This window comes from Enterobacter asburiae, from assembly GCA_011754535.1.
Taxonomy (GTDB): Bacteria; Pseudomonadota; Gammaproteobacteria; order Enterobacterales; family Enterobacteriaceae; genus Enterobacter; species Enterobacter cloacae_N.
In genome coordinates, this window is the sequence record JAAQVN010000001.1 from 3,141,020 (window position 1) to 3,165,025 (window position 24,006).

At 58.7% G+C, this 24,006-nt stretch carries 14 protein-coding genes; 9 read left to right on the forward strand and 5 right to left on the reverse strand.

Annotation, left to right across the window (positions count from 1 at the left end; all coding sequences use genetic code 11):
* Window positions 1-1,140 carry a polysaccharide export protein gene (locus tag HBM95_14810; protein NIH44196.1) on the reverse strand — a complete coding sequence of 380 codons (1,140 nt, stop codon included), beginning with the start codon at window positions 1,138-1,140 and terminating at the stop codon, window positions 1-3.
* A gap of 692 nt (window positions 1,141-1,832) precedes the next feature.
* Between HBM95_14810 and HBM95_14815 the strand changes: the two genes are divergently transcribed.
* Window positions 1,833-3,416, forward strand: a complete 1,584-nt coding sequence (locus HBM95_14815; GenBank protein ID NIH44197.1) for a TerC family protein — start codon at window positions 1,833-1,835, stop codon at window positions 3,414-3,416.
* Window positions 3,417-3,515: 99 nt separating this feature from the next.
* On the opposite strand, the gene asmA is transcribed toward HBM95_14815, so the two are convergent.
* From asmA to udk, 3 genes are all read right to left on the reverse strand, one after another.
* Complete coding sequence (asmA, locus tag HBM95_14820; GenBank protein ID NIH44198.1) at window positions 3,516-5,366, reverse strand: outer membrane assembly protein AsmA; 1,851 nt, start codon at window positions 5,364-5,366, stop codon at window positions 3,516-3,518.
* 22 nt (window positions 5,367-5,388) lie between these two features.
* Complete coding sequence (dcd, locus tag HBM95_14825; protein ID NIH44199.1) at window positions 5,389-5,970, reverse strand: dCTP deaminase; 582 nt, start codon at window positions 5,968-5,970, stop codon at window positions 5,389-5,391.
* Between the two features lie 91 nt (window positions 5,971-6,061).
* A complete protein-coding gene (udk, locus tag HBM95_14830; GenBank protein ID NIH44200.1) occupies window positions 6,062-6,703 on the reverse strand; it encodes a uridine kinase in 642 nt (213 codons plus the stop codon).
* Window positions 6,704-7,046: 343 nt separating this feature from the next.
* Here udk and HBM95_14835 point away from each other — a divergent pair, with 343 nt between their 5' ends.
* Complete coding sequence (locus HBM95_14835) at window positions 7,047-10,376, forward strand: diguanylate cyclase (GenBank protein NIH44201.1); 3,330 nt, start codon at window positions 7,047-7,049, stop codon at window positions 10,374-10,376.
* Here the strand turns inward: HBM95_14835 and alkA are convergent.
* Complete coding sequence (gene alkA, locus HBM95_14840; protein NIH44202.1) at window positions 10,341-11,213, reverse strand: DNA-3-methyladenine glycosylase 2; 873 nt, start codon at window positions 11,211-11,213, stop codon at window positions 10,341-10,343. The two genes, HBM95_14835 and alkA, sit on opposite strands and share 36 nt — an antisense overlap.
* Before the next feature lie 130 nt (window positions 11,214-11,343).
* Between alkA and yegD the strand changes: the two genes are divergently transcribed.
* The 7 genes from yegD (at window position 11,344) to baeR (ending at window position 23,902) form a co-directional block, all read left to right on the forward strand.
* Complete coding sequence (gene yegD / locus HBM95_14845; GenBank protein ID NIH44203.1) at window positions 11,344-12,696, forward strand: molecular chaperone; 1,353 nt, start codon at window positions 11,344-11,346, stop codon at window positions 12,694-12,696.
* A gap of 268 nt (window positions 12,697-12,964) precedes the next feature.
* Window positions 12,965-14,167, forward strand: coding sequence for an MdtA/MuxA family multidrug efflux RND transporter periplasmic adaptor subunit (locus tag HBM95_14850; GenBank protein NIH44204.1), 1,203 nt, complete (start codon window positions 12,965-12,967; stop codon window positions 14,165-14,167).
* Window positions 14,167-17,289, forward strand: coding sequence for an MdtB/MuxB family multidrug efflux RND transporter permease subunit (locus HBM95_14855; GenBank protein NIH44205.1), 3,123 nt, complete (start codon window positions 14,167-14,169; stop codon window positions 17,287-17,289). The genes HBM95_14850 and HBM95_14855 overlap by 1 nt, the downstream gene beginning before the upstream one ends.
* On the forward strand, window positions 17,290-20,367 hold the full coding sequence (gene mdtC, locus HBM95_14860; protein ID NIH44206.1) for a multidrug efflux RND transporter permease subunit MdtC: 3,078 nt from the start codon (window positions 17,290-17,292) through the stop codon (window positions 20,365-20,367). It abuts the gene before it with no gap.
* Window positions 20,368-21,783: an MFS transporter gene (locus HBM95_14865; GenBank protein ID NIH44207.1), complete on the forward strand. Its 1,416-nt coding sequence runs from the start codon at window positions 20,368-20,370 to the stop codon at window positions 21,781-21,783.
* Window positions 21,780-23,183: a two-component system sensor histidine kinase BaeS gene (gene baeS, locus HBM95_14870; GenBank protein ID NIH44208.1), complete on the forward strand. Its 1,404-nt coding sequence runs from the start codon at window positions 21,780-21,782 to the stop codon at window positions 23,181-23,183. Before HBM95_14865 ends, baeS begins: the two co-directional genes overlap by 4 nt.
* A complete protein-coding gene (baeR, locus tag HBM95_14875) occupies window positions 23,180-23,902 on the forward strand; it encodes a two-component system response regulator BaeR (GenBank protein NIH44209.1) in 723 nt (240 codons plus the stop codon). Before baeS ends, baeR begins: the two co-directional genes overlap by 4 nt.
* Window positions 23,903-24,006: the final 104 nt, after the last annotated feature.

The window sequence follows — 24,006 nt, forward strand, 5'->3', positions numbered from 1 at the left end:
TTACCAGGTATGAATGTCGCGCGCCGTATCCGTCATGTAGCGAACGCCACTGATGGTTGGCAGCAACTGGTTGATCAGACGGTTCCAGCGGGCAACCGGTGCGGTGGTGACGTACACCACATCGTAAGGCTGGAGACGGAACTCCGTCGCCATCACCAGAGACGTCGCATCGGACATATCCAGCTGGTAGATGTTGGCAATTTTGCCCTTCGCGCTGCCTTCACCTTTCAGCGGACGGATGACGAAGATACCGGTCGCATTGGACGTGGTCAGATCGATACCTTCTGCATTACCCAGGGCTTCGGTCAGGGTCATGCCGCTGAAGTCCATTTTGAGGGTGCTCTGTTTCTTCACTTCACCCATCACGAAGACTTTCAGATCGTCGTTGCGCGGTACGTAGAGAATATCGCCCGGATAGAGCAGGCGGTTCTGGGTCAGGTCGCCGTTTTGCATCAGCGCCTGCAGCGAAATGCGCTGCTCTTTGCCGTTGTGGGTCAGCACCACGTTGCGCCAGTCGGCGCCGTCGGTTAGGCCGCCCGCGGCGTTAATGGCGTCCAGAACGGTGAGCGGAACGTTGGTGATGGCCTGCTGGCCGGATTTGTTCACCTGTCCGGAGATATAGGCTTTTTGCGAGCGGAATGCGGCGATATTAACGTCCACCTGCGGGTCGGCAATGTACTGCGCTAAGCGGCCGGTAATATCACTACGGATTTCGGCGAGCGTTTTCCCGGCGACATGCACTTTACCAATGTACGGATAGAACATGGTGCCATCTGACTGTACCCAGTTCCCGGTGTCGCTTGAGCTGCGGTACTGGCCCGCTGGCGTGGTCAGTTCAGGGTGATCCCAGACGGTCACGTTGATCACGTCGCCCGGCCCCACGCGATACTGATAGGAGGCAATTTCCTGGTCCAGAGACATATTCGGCTGGGCAACATTCGGACGTGGACGTAATTGTTCGACCAGACGTGGCGTAAGTGGATAAACATTCACCATTTTGTCGAGATCAAAATCGGCATCCTGTTGCTTGATCACATCCTTACCCATTGTTGACATATTGCTGCCGGGAAAGACCGTGCAACCACTCATCAAGGTCACAGACACCAATAATGGCATCAATTTCATTTTGGATTTCATCATTGATTATTTATCACTTTGGCAGAGTAATTATCCTGTGCAATTTAAATAAGCTTGAGACGTATTGGGTTTCAGCATGCAGTTAATCAAATAGAAATATAACTGGCATCAGTCCTAAAAAAAGCTTATTCATCCATTGGCTATTGACAGAATAATCGAGGCTGATTCACACGCTTTCAGGCACGCTACCGCCCTTGGCTTTCAGTTACCAATCCACTGACTAAACAATGTGTTATGGATAGACACCCTCTTGAGTAAGGTCTTCTGGCAATATTTCAGCCGCTTGAAATACACAGCGGATAATGAATGACCATTCCGAAGACCAAAACAATAATAGCAACAACAAGATTTAACATTTGATGCTGGGAGAATTGTTGCAGCTAACCTAATAGCAGGCAAGGAGACAACTGTCCTAATATCTGTTTTTAAGATTAATATTAAGAGCAAAGTTTTGACCTTTTAGGATTTTCTTTATATTGACAAAAAGAGAGCAAATATCATTACCTGCGATATATCCTAAAATGTTTTCATAATAATAAAATATGCGTATTCCGCTTATTTACACCCACCTGTGATTGCTCTCTTTTTTACGCTTCGTATTAAGAGAAATCTCAGCCCGACATTGCATTTTCCCCCAGCTTTATCCATGATCGAAGTGTGACATTCGTCATATAACAGAAGGTATTGCTATTACTATGGAATGGATTGCCGATCCATCAATCTGGGCCGGGCTGGTGACGCTGGTCGTCATCGAATTAGTGCTCGGGATTGATAATCTGGTCTTTATCGCCATCCTCGCTGAAAAACTGCCCCCTTCCCAGCGCGACCGCGCGCGCGTGACGGGTCTGCTGCTGGCGATGGTGATGCGTTTACTGCTGCTGGCCTCTATCTCCTGGATGGTCACGCTCACTCAGCCTCTGTTCTCCGTTCGCGGTCTGAGCTTTAGCGCCCGCGACCTGATCATGCTCTTCGGCGGGCTGTTCCTGCTGTTCAAAGCCACGGTGGAGCTTAACGAGCGGCTCGAAGGCAAAGACAGCGAGAACCCGACCCAGCGACGTGGGGCAAGATTCTGGCCGGTGGTGGCGCAAATTGTGGTGCTCGATGCCGTCTTCTCTCTGGATTCGGTGATTACCGCCGTCGGGATGGTGGACCATCTGGCCGTCATGATGGCTGCGGTGATCATCGCCATCACGCTGATGGTGATGGCGAGCAAAGCGCTGACCCGCTTTGTGAACAGCCACCCGACCATCGTGATCCTTTGTCTCAGCTTCCTGTTGATGATCGGCTTCAGCCTGGTCGCCGACGGCTTCGGGTTCCATATTCCGAAAGGTTACCTGTACGCCGCCATTGGCTTCTCCGTCATGATTGAAGCGCTCAACCAGCTGGCGATATTTAACCGCCGCCGGTTTCTCTCCGCGAATCAGACCCTGCGCCAGCGCACGGCCGAAACCGTCATGCGCCTGCTGAGCGGCAGGAAAGAGGATGCCGAGCTGGACGCCGAATCCTCCGCCCTGCTTGCCGATCACAGCGACGGGCAGATCTTTAACCCACAGGAGCGGCTGATGATCGAGCGGGTGCTCAACCTCAATCAGCGCACGGTGAGCAGCATCATGACTTCCCGGCATGACATTGAGCATATTGACCTCACGGCACCGGAAGATCGGGTCCGCGCCCTGCTGGATAAGAATCAGCACACCCGCGTGGTGGTAACCGGCGGTGAAGAGGAAGAGGAGCTGCTGGGCGTGGTGCACGTTATTGACCTGCTCCAGCAGCAGCTTCGCGGTGAGCCGCTCAACCTGCGCGCGCTGGTGCGCCAGCCGCTGGTCTTCCCGGAAGGGCTACCGCTGCTCTCTGCCCTTGAGCAATTTCGCAACGCGCGCACGCACTTTGCCTTCGTGGTGGATGAGTTTGGTTCGGTGGAAGGGCTGGTCACGCTCAGCGACGTGATGGAAACTATCGCCGGTAATCTGCCAAACGAGGTGGATGAGATTGATGCCCGCCACGACATCCAGAAAAACGCGGACGGCTCGTGGACGGCCAACGGCCACATGCCGCTGGAAGACCTGGTGCAGTACGTGCCGCTGCCGCTGGACGAAAAACGGGAATACCACACCATTGCCGGCCTGCTGATGGAGTATTTACAGCGCATCCCGCAGCCGGGGGAAGAGGTTCAGGTGGGCGACTATCTGCTTAAAACCCTGCAGATTGAAAACCATCGCGTGCAGAAAGTGCAGCTTATTCCACTGCGGGATGAGGAAGAGCTGGATTTTGAGGTATAGATAAAACAAAACGGCAACCAGGTTGCCGTTTTAGGGTTTGCTCCCTCTCCCGTGGGAGAGGGATGCGGTGAGGCATCAGGCCACCCGGCACCACGAACCTCAAAGCTTATCCAGCAGCTTCTTCACATCCTTGCCATTCTGGGAATCTTTATTACGATCCGCCCAGCTGTTAAGCCGACGTTTCGCTTCATCCTGCAGATGCTTACGCAGGATCTGATCCACCTGAAGGCTGTAGTTCAGCGCCTGCCATTTGCCGTATACGCTAAGCGGAACCGGTGTCTCTTTAAGGAAATCAATCAGCTTGCTTTCGCCCTGCCAGCCGGAAAGTACCCGGACGTTAAAGCGCGTGTCCGCCGTCTCTTTGACCAGATCCAGCGAGCCTTCTCCGGTTAACGACAACATGGACGAGGTTCCCTGCATCCCGGCAAGGGTCAGTATCCCGTTATCCAGCGTCAGATCCGTGGTGAAGCTGTCGAGGCGCGTTGCGCTGTCGTAGTTTTCCTGCGCTTTAACATCGCTGCTGCGCTCCACCGCCTGCTGGACAAGCTGCTGGAAGTTGAGCCCCTCCATACGGGAATCTTTCAGGTCAACGTGCGCTTCACCCTGCCACTCCCGGCGGAAGGCGTTGGCATCAATTTTGGTGCCTGAGAAATCCCCCGCCAGCGTTAACTGCCCCGTCAGGGATATCGGATAGTTAAAGGCTTTGAGGATGCTGCCAATCTCAACGTTGTCGAGACGCGGCTGGAATTCAGCGCTGGCAACGTCCTTACGCACGTCCAGCGTTCCTGGCAGCGAAAGATGCCCTGCCCCCATTTTGCCGCTCAGTTCGGAGATCGCCAGCAACCCGTTGTGGTTGAACATCTTGCCGCTCACATCGGTAAAATCAATGCCGCGCCAGCGCACGCTGTTGGCTTTCAGCGCAATATCGGCGGTGAAGCCGCGCAAAACGTTATAGTCAGGCTGTTCAAGGTTAGACGAGATAACCGGACGCGACACCGGTGACTGGCTTTGCCCCGTCTGGGTCGCATCGCTGTCCGTTGCGCTTGCCGGCAGCGGTGGCAGGATGTTCTCCAGGTTGAGCTTGTCAAACTGCAGGTTCAGCACCCACTTCGGCTTTTCGTCAAGCGTGACGCTCGCCTGCCCCTTCAGGCTGCTGTCGTTGGCCTGCAGATTGAGGTTATCCAGCGCCAGCTGTTTTTGTTCTTCGCGCCATACGGCCTGCAGCGTCCCCTGTCCGGCGATCCCCTGGGTAGGGAGATCCGCCCCCGTCAGCTGCCAGTTAAGCTGCTGGATGTCAGCCGTGAGCTGATGCGGGTAGTCCGACGCATTCACATTTGCATTCAACGAGAGGGTCAGATCCCGCTGGTCGCGATTCACCCGTCCGCTAAATTCCAGCGACGCAAGATGGTGTTCATCCTGCTCCATCTGCAGGTTGATGTTGCGAACGGTGACCTGCTCCTGATCCTCATGCTGGAACACCAGCACGCTATCGGCAACTTTAAGTTTGCCTATATCAAACGACCAGCCCGTATCGGACGGTTCATCCAGTAAGGTATTCTCGCGCGGCGCGACCGGCGCATTTGCGTCGCGCACGGCTTCGGTTTGCGGGGTAAGCTGAATGACCGCGCCCTTCAGCATCACCTGGTTAACCTGCAACTGATGGGAAATAAGCGGGATCAGCGCCACGTCAAGACGCATGTTGTCCGCAGAGACCAGCGGCTGTGCGGCGCCAGGCGCGGTTAACGACATGCGGCCAGAGAGAATGCTGAGCTGTGGCCAGACGTGCCAGCGCAGCGGCCCGTCAAGCTTCAGTTGGTAACCACTGCGTGCCTCGACCTGCCGCACCATATAAGCGCGGAAATCATTCGGGTTAACCAGCAGAACCAACGCCGAAAGGCCAGCAACCAGCACCACCAGCAAAATCATCAGCGTTGTCAGAACTCTTCTCATGGCATCCTCAGTGGACTAACGATCAGTCTTTATCAATACGGCTGGCAACCGCACCCTGCTGGTCGCGGTATTTTGCGTCCTGGCGGCGGTTGTAGGGCCTGTCTGCCGGGCCGGTCAGCGGTTCAAAGCTTAACGCACCAATCATCATTCCGGGGCGCAGCGCCAGCGGCAGTTTGCCGGCGTTGAAGAACTCCAGCACGATACGGCCGGACCAGCCTGGGTCGATACGGTGCGCGGTGACGTGAACCATCAGCCCCAGGCGGGCCAGAGAAGAACGGCCATCAAGCCAGCCGACGAGATCCGCAGGCAGGGTCACGGATTCATACGTCACCGCCAGCGCCAGTTCGCCTGGATGCAGATAAAAAGCTTCGCCTTCGTCAATGACGATTTCATCACTCATAACGCGATCGAGCGCGGCGCTGACTTCATCCTTCGGCCCGCTGAGGTCGATGAACGGCGCAGTGTGGCCACTAAATGTGCGGAATTTATTCCCCAACCGTACATCAACGGTCACCCCATTGATACGCTCCACCGGGGGACGCGGGGTAATAGACAAACGGCCTTCATCCAGCCAGGCTTCAATATCGCGATCGCAAAGACGCATGGCACTTTCTCCTTTCATGCATCGTACCCTGAGGCCTTAAACACTCAGGGTAAAACCAGGTTATCTCTGAACGGTACACAATTCGCGCGGCTTATTCAAAAAACTGACTGATTTTCGCTTTTAAGATATCAATCGCAATGCGGTTTTTGCCCCCGCGAGGGACGATGATATCGGCGTATTGTTTGGATGGTTCAATAAACTGCAGGAACATCGGACGGACCGTTTTCTGGTATTGCGCCATGACGGAGTCCATCGAACGGCCGCGCTCGTTAACGTCACGCTTGATGCGGCGCATCAGGCAGATGTCCAGCGGGGTATCGACGAAGATGGAGAAGTTCATGGATTCGCGCAGGCGGGCGTCGGTCAGGAGCAGGATGCCTTCAAGGATAATAACCTTCTTTGGCTCGATGCGGATCGTTTCCTGGGTGCGGGTGTGTTCTACGTAACTGTAAACGGGCAGTTCAATAGCCTGGCCGCTCTTGAGGGCTTCTAAATGCTGGAACAGTAAACTGTGATCCATCGCATTCGGGTGGTCGTAGTTGGTTTTTACGCGCTCTTCCATCGACAGATGGGATTGATCTTTGTAATAGCTGTCTTCGGGAATGACGCCGATGTGCTCATCACCTACTTGTTCACGCAGTTCGCGATAAAGCGTACTGGCAATTAGACTTTTACCTGAAGCCGATGCGCCGGCGATGCCTATAATGACGCACTGATGAGACTTATCAGTCATAAATTTAGCGACCTGAATAACCTGGATGTTAAGGAAGGACGACGCCGGAGCGTCAAACGCGGCAATTATAGGGATTTCGCGGGCGTGATACCAGTCGAATGCGCAGGTTCTGCGAGACAGGCTGAAAAGTGGCGCATTGCTCCCTGAAAGAAATTTTAATGACCGTTTTTTCAGCGTTTAACAGGAATTTTTTAGCGAGTAACTATTTAATAACTCTATGATGTCAAATTATGAGCAGCCGCCATATGAATTGTAAATTGTTTGTACTAGCATAAACCAAATTATCAAATTCACTCGTGCGCACTTCTCTCCTGACGGCATGGCGTCTCTGGATAAAGCGGTAATGAATAAACAATACCAGCGGGTTTTGGTTACCACCCCACATCCTTTATTGCGACTTGTCTGTCTGGGCCTGGTCACCTTTATCTTTACCTTATTTTCGCTGGAGCTTACCCGCTTCGGTACCCTGCTGGCGCCGCTCTGGTTTCCCACCGCCATTATGATGGTGGCGTTTTACCGCCATGCAGGAAAAATGTGGCCCGGGATCGCCCTGGCCTGTTCGTTTGGCAATATTCTGGCCTCGTGGATGTTGTTCTCCTGGGCATCGATAAACCTCACCTACACCGCAATAAACGTTATTGAGGCCGTCATCGGCGCCGTATTACTGCGCAAGCTGCTTCCGTGGTATAACCCGCTGCAAAATTTAAACGACTGGATCCGCCTGGCCATTGGCAGCGCGCTGGTGCCGCCGCTGGTAGGCGGTATTCTGGTGACGTTTCTGGTTCCCGGCCCTGAGCCGCTGCGTAATTTCATCGTCTGGGTGTTGTCCGAATCCATCGGCGCGCTGGCGCTGGTACCTCTGGGACTGCTGTTTAAATCCCATTACCTGCTCCGTCACCGTGACCCGCGATTACTGCTCGAAACGCTGGTTACCATGGCCGTGACGCTGGCCCTCAGTTGGGCTGCCATCACCTGGCTGCCGTGGCCCTTTACCTGCGTGATCGTATTGCTTATGTGGAGCGCCGTGCGCTTGCCGCGGATGGAAGCGTTCATGGTGTTTCTGGTTACCGTGATGGTCGTTTCACTGATGATTGCCCATAACCCTTCGGCGCTGACCACCCAACATGCCGGGCCGATGATGAACGCGCCGTGGCTGCCGTTCCTGATGCTGCTCCTTCCCGCTAACGTGATGACCATGGTGATGTATGCCTTCCGTGCCGAGCGCAAACACATCACCGAAAGCGAAGAGCGCTTTCGCAATGCGATGGAGTATTCCGCCATCGGTATGGCGTTAGTCAGCATAGAGGGCCAGTGGCTTCAGGCTAACAAGGCGCTGTGCAACTTCCTCGGTTACAGCCAGACCGAGCTACAGTCGCTCACCTTCCAGCAGCTGACCTGGCCGGAAGATTTGCATACCGACCTGGAACAGCTGGAGCAGCTGGTCAACGGCGAGATCAATACCTACACCCTCGAAAAGCGCTATTACACGCGCAACGGGGAAGTCGTCTGGGCGCTTCTGGCCGTCTCCGTCGTGCGCCATGCCGACGGCTCACCGCTCTATTTTATTGCCCAGATTGAAGACATTAACGACCTGAAGCAGACCGAGTGGGTCAACAAGCGTCTGATGGAGCGCATTACGCTGGCCAACGAAGCGGGCGGTATCGGCATCTGGGAGTGGGATCTGCAGCCTGACATCATCAGCTGGGATAAGCGGATGTTTGAGCTGTATGAAATTCCGCCGCACATCAAGCCCACCTGGCAGCTCTGGCACGACAGAATGTTGCCAGAGGATCGCGTCCATGCGGAGCAGGTGCTGCGGGATTCTCTGGTCTCTCGTCTGCCGTTTAAACTTGAATTCCGTATCCGCGTGAAGGAAGGCGTACGCCATATTCGCTCCCTGGCAAATCGGGTGCTGAATAAAGAGGGTGAAGTGGAACGTTTACTCGGCATCAACATGGACATGACCGAGGTGAAGGAGCTTAACGAAGCGCTGTTCCAGGAAAAAGAACGTCTGCACATCACGCTCGACTCCATCGGCGAAGCGGTGCTCTGCACCGATATCGACATGAACGTCACCTTTATGAACCCTGTCGCCGAGAAGATGAGCGGCTGGCTGCAGACCGAGGCCATCGGCCAGCCGATCCTGAAGGTGTTACACATCACCTTCGGAGAACGGGGACAGTTGATGGAGAACATTCACAGCGGCGATATTTCACGCTCCGATATCGACCAGGACGTGGTGCTGAACTGCCGCACAGGCGGATCGTTTGATATCCACTACAGCATTACGCCACTCAGCACCCTTGATGGGCACAGTATTGGCTCGGTTATCGTTATTCAGGACGTGACCGAGTCGCGCAAAATGCTACGTCAGCTGAGCTACAGCGCGTCGCACGATGCCCTCACCCACCTGGCAAACCGGGTCAGCTTCGAAAACCATCTCAAACGACTTCTGCAAACCGTTCGTGAGACGCGTCAGCGTCATGCGCTGGTCTTCATCGATCTGGACCGCTTCAAAGCTGTCAATGATACCGCAGGCCATGCGGCGGGAGATGCCCTGCTGCGGGAACTCTCCTCCATGATGCTAACCCTGCTTCGCTCCAGCGACGTGCTGGCGCGCCTGGGCGGCGACGAGTTTGGGCTGCTGCTGCCGGACTGCAATATTGAGAGCGCGCGCTATATCACCGGTCGCCTGATCCATACCATCAATGACTATCACTTTATGTGGGAAGGCCGCCTGCACCGGATTGGGGCCAGCGCGGGTATTACGCTGATTGATGAACATAACCACCTGGCGTCAGAGGTGATGTCGCAGGCGGATATTGCCTGTTATGCCTCGAAGAACAGCGGTCGCGGCATCGTGACGGTATACGAACCGCAGCAGGAGCGGGATCTGAGCGCGCGCAGCATGATGTCGCTGGACGAACAGTGGCACATGATTAAAGACAATCACCTGATGATGATCGCCCGCAGCGTCGCCTCCCCGCGCATACCGGAAAGCTGTAACTTCTGGCTGATTTCGCTACGCCTGTGGACCAGCCAGGGTGAAGTCCAGGAGGAGCACGCCTTCCGTTCTGGCCTCGCGGAGCCTGAGCTGCTGCACGCCCTCGACAGACGAATCTTTGGTGAGTTTTTCCGCACCTCTGCTGCACAGGTTGCCCGTAAAGGGATGGGGATAGCTCTGCCGCTTTCTGCGGCCGGTTTAGCCAGCGTGACACTTGTCGATGAACTTCTCGACCTGCTCGAAAACAGCCCTATGCCGGGCCGTCTGCTGCATCTGGTCATCGCAGCCGACGCGGTGTGTAACCCGGATGAGAATCTGCAGCGAGGGTTACAAAAGCTTCGCCAGGCGGGCTGCCGGGTGATCTTCAGCCAGATAGGGCGCGACATGAACGTCTTCTCCCACCTGAGCCCGAACATGGCCGATTATCTGATGCTGGACGCCGAGGTGGTGAGCAACGTGTATGGCAATCTGATGGATGAGATGATGGTGACCATCGTTCAGGGCCACGCACAGCGTCTGGGGATGAAAACCATTGCTGGCCCCTGTAACCAGCCCATCATGATGGATACGCTTTCCGGCATCGGCATTGATTTTATCTATGGCGACACCATCGCCGAGCCGCAGCCGCTGGATCTACTGCTCAACACCAGCTATTTCGCCATCAACTGACGGCTTCCAGCCGTCGGTATACCAGATGTGGAGCAGCGCGTAGGAGCGCCACGGCTGCCAGCGCTCGGCGTAACGCCGAATCTGCGCGGGCGTCATCCCGGCGAAGCGTTGCTTAATCAGATAATCATCCGGAAGAAACACATCTTTCGCCTGCCAGCCGCGCAGGGCCAGGTAATTTGCCGTCCAGCGCCCGATGCCCGGCCGCTGCTGTAGCGCCTTCATACCAGCCTCAACGTCCTCAGGCGGCGTCAGCGGAAACGCCCCGTCGACGACCGACTGCGCCAGATGAATCAGCGACTCCGCGCGTTTTACCGGCATCCCGAGCGCTTTGAGCGCTAAAGGATCGGCTGAGGCCAGCGCTTCCGGGGAGGGAAAGCAGACATAACCCGGTGCATCCTTCACCGGCTCCCCGCACAGGGCGACCACGCGGGAAGCCAGTTTCGCCGCCATCGCTACGCTCACCAGTTGCCCGAGGATCGCCCGGACGCCCTGCTCATACGCATCCATCGCCCCCGGCAAACGCAAGCCGGGCCGGGCAGCGCCGAGATCCCCCAGCGTATCCGCGACCTGCTGCGGGTTGCAGGCAAGGTCGAACAGGCGTGCGATGCGTTCAAGACACGTCTGCGCAACCGGAACTAACCCCGGGGTGAGCGTCACGGTCAGCGTATGGGTGGCGATCTCCGGCGTCACGCGAAATATCCCCTGATGGCCGTCGCAGGCAAAACTGCGCTCATAGTATTCGTGCGTGACGGTTTCAATGCCCGTCACCGCACGCGCGCCGAGAAAGCCAAACATCCACTGCCAGTCGTAAGGGGGTTGCCAGGTCAGGGTATACATCGCTGCTCCTTTTTTATTGTTATCAGCATAAACGGAAAGCCCCTGTTTTGCCTTGCTTTCATATTCCTGTTGTCGGCGGACAGGCATTCCGCTAAAGTCTCGCCCCTTCTCACCGGCATGGGGATTAATCGTGTTTATTGGATTTGACTACGGTACGGCAAACTGCTCGGTTGCGATCATGCAAGACGGACAGCCGCAGCTCCTGAAAATGGAAAAAGAGAGCACGCTGCTGCCGTCAATGCTCTGCGCGCCGACGCGTGAGGCGGTAAGCGAATGGCTGTTCCGCCACCATCAGGTTCCTGCTACCGCAGCGGAAACCCAGGCGCTGCTGCGCCGTGCGGTCAGCTTTAACCGCGAGGAGGACATCGACGTTACGCCCTCCAGCGTGCAGTTCGGCCTCTCCTCGCTCGGTCACTATGTTGAAGACCCGGAAGAGGTCTACTTTGTTAAGTCACCGAAGTCCTTCCTCGGCGCCAGCGGCCTGAAGCCGCAGCAGGTGGCGATGTTTGAAGACCTGGTGTGCGCGATGATGCTGCATATTCGCAATCAGGCGCAGACGCAGGTCTCCGATGCGATTACCCAGGCGGTGATTGGCCGACCGATCAACTTCCAGGGGCTGGGCGGCGACGATGCCAACCAGCAGGCGCAAGGGATCCTTGAACGCGCGGCGCACCGGGCAGGTTTCCGCGACGTGGTGTTCCAATATGAACCGGTTGCCGCGGGGCTGGACTTTGAAGCCACGCTGGCTGAAGAGAAGCGCGTGCTGGTAGTGGACATCGGCGGGGGAACCACCGACTGCTCGCTGCTGCTGATGGGGCCGCAGTGGCATACCCGTCGCGATCGTGAAAACAGCCTGCTCGGGCACAGCGGCTGCCGCGTAGGCGGTAACGATCTGGATATCGCCCTGGCATTCAAGAGCCTGATGCCGCTGCTCGGCATGGGCGGTCAAACGGAAAAAGGGATTGCCCTGCCAATACTGCCGTGGTGGAACGCGATTGCCATCAACGACGTCCCGGCGCAGAGTGATTTTTACAGTACCGCGAACGGTCGCTTCCTCAACGATCTGGTGCGCGACGCGCAGGATGCCGAAAAAGTCGCCCTGCTCTATAAAGTGTGGCGTCAGCGCCTGAGCTACCGCGTGGTGCGTACTGCGGAAGAGAGCAAAATCGCCCTTTCGGATCGTGCTGAACATGCGGTGTCCTTGCCGTTTATCAGCGAGGAGCTGGCCACCTCGATTTCGCAGGAGGGTCTGGAAACGGCGCTTGCCCAGCCGCTGCAGCGCATTCTGGAGCAGGTGCAGCTGGCGCTGGAGAACGGCAAAGAGAAGCCGGACGTCATTTACCTGACCGGGGGTAGCGCCCGTTCGCCGCTGATCAAGAAAGCGCTGGCGGAACAGTTGCCGGGCATTCCGATTGCCGGTGGGGATGACTTTGGCTCCGTAACCGCAGGGCTGGCGCGCTGGGCGCAGGTGATGTTTAGCTAGTGCGGTTGCTGTGCGGTCTGGTGCCCTCACACCGGCCCTCTCCCTCAAGGGAGAGGGGGTCGTCCATGCAAACATTATTTTGTGGGGATCCCTCAGTCTACAGGGAGAGGGAGAAAACACCAAAAACGGCAACGAATGTTGCCGTTGTGCGTTTACCTCCATTCAGACCATTCCTGACAGTCTTCCATATTTCCTCCATTTTTCCGCTGTGTTAGCTGACTAAACTAGTATCATTCCCCGAAGTGTTTCAGGATGAGAACGTATAACGATGAAAGGCAGTAACAAATCCCGCTGGGCAATCGCCGCTGGCATCATTGTGGTGGCCCTTGCCGCCGCCTGGTACTGGCACAGCCAATCCGCAAATTCCGCAGCCCCCGCCGGTGCCAGCAGTCAGGCGCAGCGCCCGGCTGGCGGCGGCCGTCACGGCATGCGCGGCGGTGCGCTGGCGCCGGTTCAGGCGGCGACGGCGGTGAGCAAAGCCGTTCCGCGTTATCTGACGGGGCTCGGAACCATTACCGCCGCGAATACCGCCACGGTGCGCAGCCGCGTGGACGGTCAGCTCATCGCGATCCACTTCCAGGAAGGTCAGCAGGTCAAAGCCGGCGATCTGCTGGCGGAAATCGACCCCAGCCAGTTTAAGGTCGCCCTCGCCCAGGCGCAGGGACAGCTCGCGAAAGACAAAGCAACTCTCGCCAACGCCCGGCGCGATTTAGCGCGCTACCAGCAACTGGTGAAAACCAATCTGGTATCGCGTCAGGAGCTGGACACCCAGCAGTCGCTGGTCAGCGAAACGCAGGGCACCATCAAAGCCGACGAGGCTGCCGTCGCCAGCGCGCAGCTGCAGCTGGACTGGAGCCGCATCACCGCGCCGATTGACGGTCGCGTGGGCCTGAAGCAGGTCGATATCGGCAACCAGATCTCCAGCGGCGACACCACGGGCATCGTGGTGATCACCCAAACCCACCCGATTGATTTAGTCTTTACCCTGCCGGAAAGCGATATCGCGACCGTCATTCAGGCGCAAAAAGCCGGTAAAGGCCTGGTAGTGGAAGCCTGGGACCGCACCAACAAGCAGAAGCTGAGCGAGGGTTCCCTGCTTAGCCTGGATAACCAGATCGACACCACCACCGGCACCATCAAGCTGAAGGCGCGCTTTAACAACCAGGACGACGCCCTCTTCCCGAACCAGTTCGTCAACGCACGAATGCTGGTCGCGACCGAAGAGAACGCGGTGGTGATCCCTACCGCAGCTCTGCAGATGGGTAACGAAGGTAGCTTCGTCTGGGTGCTGAACAGCGACAACAAAGTCAGCAAGCATCTGGTGAAAACCGGGATTCAGGACAGCCAGACGGTGGTCATCAGCGCCGGGCTCTCCGCCGGCGACCGCGTGGTCACCGACGGCATCGACCGCCTGACCGAAGGCGCGAAAGTAGAAGTGGTTGAACCTGCGAAACAGGGAGCGACCTCCTGATGCAGGTTATGCCCCCGAGCTCTACAGGTGGGCCATCACGCCTGTTCATCCTCCGCCCTGTCGCCACCACGCTGTTAATGGTGGCGATCCTGCTGGCCGGGATCATTGGCTACCGCTTCCTGCCCGTGTCGGCGCTGCCGGAAGTGGATTATCCCACCATCCAGGTGGTGACGCTGTATCCTGGCGCCAGCCCGGACGTCGTGACGTCCGCCATTACCGCCCCGCTGGAGCGCCAGTTTGGTCAGATGTCCGGGTTAAAACAGATGTCCTCCCAGAGTTCCGGCGGGGCATCCGTCGTGACGCTGCAGTTCCAGCTGACGCTGACGCTGGACGTCGCCGAGCAGGAGGTGCAGGCCGCGATTAACGCCGCTACCAACCTGCTGCCGTCCGACCTGCCTAACCCGCCGGTCTACAGCAAGGTCAATCCGGCGGATCCGCCGATCATGACGCTTGCCGTTACCTCCTCCGCCATGCCGATGACCCAGGTCGAAGACATGGTCGAAACGCGCGTGGCGCAGAAGATTTCGCAGGTCTCCGGCGTCGGCCTCGTCACGCTGGCGGGTGGTCAGCGCCCCGCCGTGCGCGTGAAGCTTAACGCGCAGGCGATTGCCGCGCTGGGGCTGACCAGCGAAACCATCCGCAGCGCCATCAGCAGCGCCAACGTCAACTCGGCAAAAGGCTCGCTTGACGGCCCGACCCGTGCGGTCACCCTCTCGGCGAACGACCAGATGCAGTCCGCCGACGAATACCGTCAGCTGATTGTGGCCTACCAGAACGGCGCGCCGATCCGCCTGGGCGACATCGCCACTGTGGAACAAGGGGCAGAAAACAGCTGGCTCGGCGCGTGGGCGAACAAGCAGCAGGCGATCGTGATGAACGTGCAGCGCCAGCCGGGCGCCAACATTATCGAAACCGCCGACAGCATTCGCAGCATGCTGCCGCAGCTGATTGAAAGCCTGCCGAAATCGGTCAGCGTGAAGGTTCTGTCCGACCGCACCACCAACATTCGTGCCTCGGTCACCGACACCCAGTTCGAGCTGATGCTGGCGATTGCGCTGGTCGTCATGATCATCTACCTGTTCCTGCGCAACGTCCCGGCAACCATTATTCCCGCCGTCGCCGTGCCGCTCTCGCTGGTCGGGACCTTTGCGGTGATGGTGTTCCTCGACTTTTCGATTAACAACCTGACGCTGATGGCGCTGACGATTGCCACCGGGTTCGTAGTGGACGATGCTATCGTCGTTATCGAGAACATCTCGCGCTATATCGAGAAAGGCGAAAAGCCGCTGGCCGCCGCGCTGAAAGGCGCAGGGGAAATCGGCTTTACCATTATCTCGCTGACCTTCTCGCTGATTGCGGTGCTGATCCCACTGCTGTTTATGGGCGATATCGTCGGGCGGCTGTTCCGCGAGTTTGCCGTGACGCTGGCGGTCGCCATTTTGATCTCCGCCGTGGTGTCGCTGACCCTGACGCCGATGATGTGCGCCCGCATGCTGAGTCATGAATCCCTGCGCAAGCAAAACCGCTTCTCGCGCGCCTCCGAGCGGATGTTCGAGCGGATTATTGCCGCCTACGGTCGCGTGCTGGCGAAAGTCCTCAACCATCCGTGGGCGACGCTCGGCGTAGCGCTGGGCACGCTGGCACTCAGCGTGATGCTGTGGATTTTCATTCCGAAAGGTTTCTTCCCGATCCAGGACAACGGCATTATTCAGGGCACGCTTCAGGCCCCGCAGTCGGTCTCCTTCGCGAACATGGCGCAGCGCCAGCAGCAGGTGTCTGAAATCATCATGAAGGATCCGGCGGTAGAGAGCCTGACGGCCTACGTCGGCGTGGACGGCACCAACCCGTCGCTCAACAGCGCGCGTCTGCAGATCAACCTCAAGCCGCTGGATGAGCGCGACGACCGCGTGAACGCCGTCATTGAACGGCTGCAAAACGCCGTCGCGCGCGTGCCGGGCGTTGAACTTTATCTGCAGCCTGTTCAGGATTTGACCATTGATACCCAGGTCAGCCGCACGCAGTATCAGTTCACGCTGCAGGCCACCACGCTTGACGCCCTCAGCACATGGGTGCCGCAGCTGGTGGAAAAACTTAACACCCTGCCGCAGCTCGCCGACGTCAGCAGCGACTGGCAGGACAAGGGGCTGGCGGCGTATGTGAACGTCAACCGCGACACCGCCAGCCGTCTGGGCATCACCATGTCTGATGTGGACAATGCCCTGTACAACGCCTTCGGTCAGCGCCTGATCTCCACCATCTACACCCAGGCGAATCAGTACCGCGTGGTGCTGGAGCACAACACCGAGAACACGCCCGGCCTGGCCGCGCTGGACTCGGTGCGCCTGACCAGCAAAGACGGCGGCATTGTGCCCCTTAGCGCCATCGCCACGGTAGAGGAGCGCTATACCCCGCTGTCGATTAATCATCTGGATCAGTTCCCGTCCACCACCATTTCCTTCAACGTGTCGAACAGTTATTCTCTCGGCGAAGCGGTGGAGGCCATCCAGGCTGCTGAAAAAGCGCTCAGCTTCCCGTCCGATATTCAGACCCAGTTCCAGGGCAGCACGCTGGCGTTCCAGGCGGCGCTGGGGAACACCGTCTGGCTGATTGTCGCTGCGGTGGTGGCGATGTACATCGTGCTTGGCGTGCTGTATGAAAGCTTTATCCACCCGATCACCATCCTCTCCACCCTGCCGACGGCGGGCGTGGGGGCGCTGCTGGCCTTAATGCTGGCGGGCAGCGAGCTGGACGTCATTGCCATCATCGGCATCATCCTGCTGATCGGCATCGTGAAGAAAAACGCCATCATGATGATCGACTTCGCCCTGGCCGCCGAGCGCGAGCAGGGCATGTCGCCGCGCGATGCCATCTTCCAGGCCTGCCTGCTGCGTTTTCGTCCGATCCTGATGACCACACTGGCGGCCCTGCTGGGCGCGTTGCCGCTGATGCTCAGCACCGGCGTCGGCGCGGAGCTGCGCCGCCCGCTGGGTATCGGCATGGTCGGCGGTCTGCTGGTGAGCCAGGTGCTAACGCTCTTTACCACGCCGGTGATCTACCTGCTGTTTGACCGCCTGGCGCTGTGGACCAAAAGCCGCTTCCCGAAGCGTGAAGAGGAGGCGTAAGTGAAGCTTTTCGCCCTCTTTATTTATCGCCCGGTGGCGACGATTTTAATCTCGCTCGCCATTACTCTCTGCGGCGTGCTGGGCTTCCGCCTGCTGCCTGTTGCCCCGCTGCCGCAGGTGGATTTCCCGGTGATCATGGTCAGCGCCTCGCTGCCGGGTGCGTCACCGGAAACCATGGCGTCATCGGTCGCCACCCCGCTGGAGCGTTCGCTCGGGCGGATTGCGGGGGTCAACGAGATGACCTCCAGCAGCTCGCTGGGCAGCACGCGCATCATTCTGGAGTTCAGCTTCGACCGGGATATTAACGGTGCGGCGCGCGACGTGCAGGCGGCCATCAACGCCGCGCAAAGCCTGCTGCCGAGCGGGATGCCGAGCCGTCCGACCTACCGCAAGGCCAACCCGTCCGATGCGCCAATCATGATCCTGACGCTGACCTCGGATACGTACTCGCAGGGTCAGCTTTACGACTTTGCGTCTACCCAGCTGGCGCAGACAATCTCACAAATTAATGGCGTCGGTGACGTAAGCGTCGGCGGCAGTTCTTTGCCCGCCGTGCGCGTGGGCTTAAACCCGCAGGCGCTGTTCAACCAGGGCGTGTCGCTGGACGATGTGCGTTCCGCCATCAGCAACGCCAACGTGCGCAGGCCTCAGGGGGCAATTGAGGACGGCAGCCACCGCTGGCAGCTCCAGACCAACGACGAGCTGAAAACCGCAGCCGAGTACCAGCCGCTGATTATTCACTACAACAACGGCGCGGCGGTGCGCCTGAGCGACGTCGCCAGCGTCACCGACTCGGTGCAGGATGTGCGCAACGCCGGGATGACCAACGCGAAACCGGCGATCCTGCTGATGATCCGCAAGCTGCCGGAAGCGAACATTATCGAGACGGTGAACAGCATCCGCGCCCGTCTGCCGGAACTGCAGGAGACGATCCCGGCGGCAATCGATCTGCAGATTGCCCAGGATCGCTCCCCGACCATTCGCGCCTCGCTTGAGGAGGTGGAGCAAACGCTGATTATCTCCGTCGCGCTGGTGATCCTGGTGGTCTTCCTGTTCCTGCGCTCCGGCCGCGCGACGCTGATCCCGGCGGTGGCGGTGCCGGTTTCGCTGATCGGCACCTTTGCAGCCATGTACCTGTGCGGGTTTAGCCTTAACAACCTGTCGCTGATGGCCCTGACGATTGCCACGGGCTTCGTGGTGGATGACGCCATCGTGGTGCTGGAAAACATTTCCCGCCACCTGGAAGCGGGCGTGAAGCCGCTGCAGGCTGCGCTGCAGGGCACGCGCGAGGTGGGCTTTACGGTGCTCTCCATGAGCCTGTCGCTGGTGGCGGTGTTCCTGCCGCTGCTGCTGATGGGCGGGCTGCCGGGCCGGCTGCTAAGGGAATTTGCCGTCACCCTTTCCGTCGCCATCGGGATTTCACTGGTGATTTCCCTGACGCTCACGCCGATGATGTGCGGCTGGATGCTCAAGCGCAGCAAACCCCATTCGCAGCCGCGCCGCAAAGGCTTTGGTCGTTTTCTGATGGCGATGCAGGAAGGCTACGGCAAATCGCTGAAGTGGGTGCTGAACCATACGCGGCTGGTCGGCCTGGTACTGATCGCCACCATTGGGCTTAACGTCTGGATGTATATCACCATTCCGAAAACCTTCTTCCCGGAGCAGGACACTGGCGTGCTGATGGGCGGCATTCAGGCGGACCAGAGCATTTCATTCCAGGCGATGCGCGGCAAGCTGCAGGACTTTATGAAGATCATTCGTGAAGATCCGGCGGTGGATAACGTCACCGGCTTTACCGGCGGCTCGCGCGTCAACAGCGGGATGATGTTTATTACCCTGAAACCCCGCGGCGAGCGCAGCGAAACCGCCCAGCAGGTGATTGACCGTCTTAGGGTTAAACTCGCCAAAGAGCCGGGGGCAAACCTGTTTTTGATGGCCGTTCAGGATATCCGCGTCGGTGGGCGCCAGGCTAACGCCAGCTATCAGTACACGTTGCTCTCGGACGATTTAGCCGCCCTGCGCGAGTGGGAGCCGAAGATCCGCAAGGCGCTGGCCGCCCTGCCCCAACTGGCAGACGTGAACTCCGATCAGCAGGACAACGGCGCGGAGATGGCGCTCACCTACGACCGCGAAACCATGTCGCGGCTGGGCATTAACGTTGAAGCCGCCAACAGCCTGCTGAACAACGCCTTCGGCCAGCGCGAGATCTCCACCATCTACCAGCCGATGAACCAGTACAAGGTGGTGATGGAAGTTGACCCGCGCTACACCCAGGACATCAGCGCCCTGGACAAAATGTTTGTGATTAACAGCGACGGCAAGGCGATACCGCTCTCCTACTTTGCCAGCTGGCGGCCGGCCAACGCGCCGCTGTCTGTGAACCACCAGGGGCTGTCAGCCGCGTCGACCATCTCCTTTAACCTCCCCGCCGGTTCGTCGCTTTCTGAGGCCAGCGACGCAATCAACCGCGCGATGACGCAGCTTGGCGTGCCGTCCACCGTGCGCGGCAGCTTTGCCGGGACCGCGCAGGTGTTCCAGGAGACGATGAACTCGCAGGTGATTTTGATTCTGGCGGCCATCGCCACGGTCTATATTGTGCTGGGCGTGCTGTACGAAAGCTACGTTCACCCGCTGACCATCCTCTCGACGCTGCCGTCAGCGGGCGTGGGGGCGCTGCTGGCGCTGGAGCTGTTCGGCGCGCCGTTCAGCCTCATCGCGCTGATTGGGATCATGCTATTAATCGGCATCGTGAAGAAAAACGCCATTATGATGGTGGATTTCGCGCTGGACGCCCAGCGCAACGGCAGCCTGTTGCCGGAGGAGGCGATCTTCCAGGCCTGCCTGCTGCGTTTTCGCCCGATTATGATGACCACGCTGGCGGCGCTGTTTGGCGCGCTGCCGCTGGTGATCTCCGGTGGTGATGGCTCAGAGCTGCGCCAGCCGCTGGGGATCACCATTGTCGGCGGCCTGGTGATGAGCCAGCTGCTGACGCTGTACACCACGCCGGTGGTCTATCTGTTCTTCGACCGCCTGCGGTTGCGCTTCTCGCGTAAAAACAGAACCACGGTGACCGAGTAAATGACCGATCTCCCCGCTAACGTTCGCTGGCAGTTATGGATAGTCGCCTTCGGCTTCTTTATGCAATCGCTGGATACGACCATCGTCAACACCGCCCTCCCCTCCATGGCGAAAAGCCTGGGGGAGAGCCCGCTGCATATGCATATGGTGATTGTCTCCTACGTGCTGACGGTCGCCGTGATGCTGCCTGCCAGCGGCTGGCTGGCCGACAAAGTGGGGGTGCGGAATATCTTCTTTACCGCCATCGTGCTGTTTACCACCGGCTCGCTGTTTTGCGCCCAGGCCAACACCCTCGACCAGCTGGTTATGGCGCGGGTGCTGCAGGGCGTCGGCGGCGCGATGATGGTGCCCGTAGGGCGCTTAACGGTGATGAAGATTGTGCCGCGCGAGCAGTACATGGCGGCGATGACCTTTGTGACCCTGCCCGGTCAGGTGGGGCCACTGCTGGGCCCGGCGCTCGGCGGCATTCTGGTGGAGTACGCCTCCTGGCACTGGATCTTCTTAATCAACCTGCCGGTGGGCATCGTCGGTGCTATCGCCACCCTGGCGCTGATGCCGAACTACAAAATGCAGACCCGCCGCTTCGACTTCTTTGGCTTTATCCTGCTGGCGGCGGGCATGGCAACGCTTACTCTGGCGCTCGACGGACAAAAAGGATTGGGTATTTCGCCCCTGACGCTCGGGCTGCTGATCGCGCTCGGCGTTACCGCCATACTGTGGTATCTGTGGCACGCCAGCGGTAACGATAAGGCGCTCTTCAGCCTGAACTTGTTTAAAAACCCTACCTACCGCCTTGGTCTGTTCGGCAGCTTCGCCGGACGTATCGGCAGCGGCATGCTGCCGTTTATGACGCCCGTGTTTCTGCAAATTGGTATGGGCTTTTCGCCGTTCCACGCGGGCCTGATGATGATCCCGATGGTGCTCGGCAGCATGGGGATGAAGCGCATCGTGGTGCAGGTGGTGAACCGCTTTGGCTACCGCCACGTGCTGGTGACCGCCACGCTGGGGCTGGCGCTGGTGAGCCTGCTGTTTATGGCCACGGCGCTGATGGGCTGGTATTACGTTCTGCCGCTGGTGCTGTTCTGTCAGGGGATCGTCAACTCCATGCGCTTCTCGTCAATGAATACCCTGACGCTGAAGGACCTGCCGGACGAACTGGCGAGCAGCGGCAACAGCCTGCTGTCGATGATCATGCAGCTCTCCATGAGCGTCGGGGTGACCATCGCGGGCTTACTGCTCGGCATGTACGGCCAGCACCACCTCAGCGTCGACACGCAGGTGGCGCATCAGGTCTTTTTGTATACCTATCTCAGCATGGCGGTCATCATCGCCCTGCCCGCTTTCATCTTCGCCAGAGTGCCGGATGATACCAGCAAGAACGTCGTGATTAGGCGCGGCAAAAGGAGTGGATCATGAAATTCTGGCGTCCGGGCATTACCGGCAAGCTCTTTCTGGCAATTTTTGCTACCTGTATCGTTCTGCTGATCACCATGCACTGGGCGGTGCGGGTCAGCTTCGAGCGCGGCTTTATTGATTACATCAAGCATGGTAACGAGCAGCGTTTACAGGGCTTAAGCGATGCGCTGAGCGAACAGTACGCCCAGCACGGTAACTGGCGCTTTCTGCGCAATAACGACCGCTTTATTTTCCAGATCCTGCGTTCGCTGGAGCACGATACCGGCGACGATCGCCCGGGGCCAGGCATGCCGCCGCACGGCTGGCGCACCCAGTTCTGGGTGATTGACCAGGACATGCGCACGCTGGTTGGCCCGCGTTCGCCCATCCCGCCGGACGGCACCCGCCGGGCGATCAAAGTCAATAACGCCACCGTCGGCTGGGTTATCGCCTCCCCGGTGGAGCGCCTGACGCGCAACACCGACATTAACTTTGACCGCCAGCAGCGCCGGACCAGTTGGCTGATTGTCGCCCTCTCCACCCTGCTCGCCGCGCTCGCCACCTTCCCGCTGGCGCGCGGTCTGCTCGCCCCGGTGAAACGGCTGGTGGAGGGCACGCACAAGCTGGCCGCCGGGGATTTCACCACCCGCGTCGATACCCGCAGCCAGGACGAACTGGGCAAGCTGGCGCAGGACTTTAACCAGCTCGCCAGCACGCTGGAGAAGAACCAGCAGATGCGCCGCGACTTTATGGCCGATATTTCCCACGAGCTGCGCACCCCGCTGGCGGTGCTGCGCGGCGAGCTGGAGGCCATTCAGGACGGCGTACGCCAGTTTACGCCAGAATCGGTGGCCTCTTTGCAGGCGGAGGTGGGCACGCTCACCAAGCTGGTAGACGATCTCCACCAGCTCTCCATGTCCGACGAAGGAGCGCTGGCCTACCAGAAGGCCCCCGTCGATGTGATTAACGTGCTCGAAGTTGCCAGCGGCGCCTTCCGGGAACGGTTTGCCAGCCGCAACCTGAAAATCGACCTCTCCCTGCCGGACAGCGCGGTGGTGTTCGGCGACAAAGACCGACTGATGCAACTGTTCAATAACCTGCTGGAAAATAGCCTGCGCTACACCGACAGCGGCGGCGGGCTGCATATCTCTGGCAGGCAGGAAAATGGACGCTTTGCCCTTACCTTCGCGGATTCCGCCCCCGGCGTGCAGGACGCGCAGCTGGAAAAACTGTTCGAGCGTTTTTACCGCACCGAAGGCTCACGCAACCGCGCCAGCGGCGGTTCCGGCCTGGGGCTGGCGATTTGCGTTAATATCGTCGAGGCGCATAATGGCACCATTCGCGCCGCCCATTCGCCTTTTGGCGGGGTTAGCATTACAGTAGAGTTACCTCTTGAACGGGATTTATCGAGGGAAGCATGACCGAGTTACCGATTGACGAAAACACGCCGCGCATTTTGATTGTCGAAGACGAGCCCAAGCTGGGGCAGCTACTGATCGACTATTTACGCGCGGCCAGCTACGCCCCGTCACTGATCAGCCACGGCGACCAGGTGCTGCCGTACGTGCGTCAGACGCCGCCGGACCTGATCCTGTTGGATCTGATGCTCCCCGGTACCGATGGCCTGACCCTGTGCCGTGAAATTCGTCGCTTCTCCGAGGTGCCCATCGTCATGGTCACCGCCAAAATTGAAGAGATTGACCGCCTGCTGGGGCTCGAAATTGGCGCAGACGATTACATCTGCAAACCCTACAGCCCGCGTGAAGTGGTCGCCCGCGTGAAAACCATTCTGCGCCGCTGCAGGCCGCAGCGCGAGCTTCAGGTGCTGGACGCCGAAAGCCCGCTGATTGTCGACGAAAGCCGTTTCCAGGCGAGCTGGCGAAGCAAGCTGCTGGACCTGACGCCTGCGGAATTTCGCCTGCTGAAAACCCTCTCCCACGAGCCGGGAAAAGTGTTCTCCCGCGAACAGCTGCTGAACCACCTGTATGACGATTACCGCGTGGTGACCGACCGCACCATCGACAGCCACATCAAAAACCTGCGCCGCAAGCTGGAGGCGCTGGACGCCGAGCAGTCGTTCATCCGCGCAGTATATGGCGTGGGGTATCGCTGGGAAGCGGATGCGTGCAGGATTGCGTAAATAAACACCCCCTCACCCTGCCCTCTCCCCAAAGGGGAGAGGGTGTTTGAGTCCCCTCGCCCCTTTGGGGAGAGGGTTAGGGTGAGGGGCAAAGCTTTACCTCC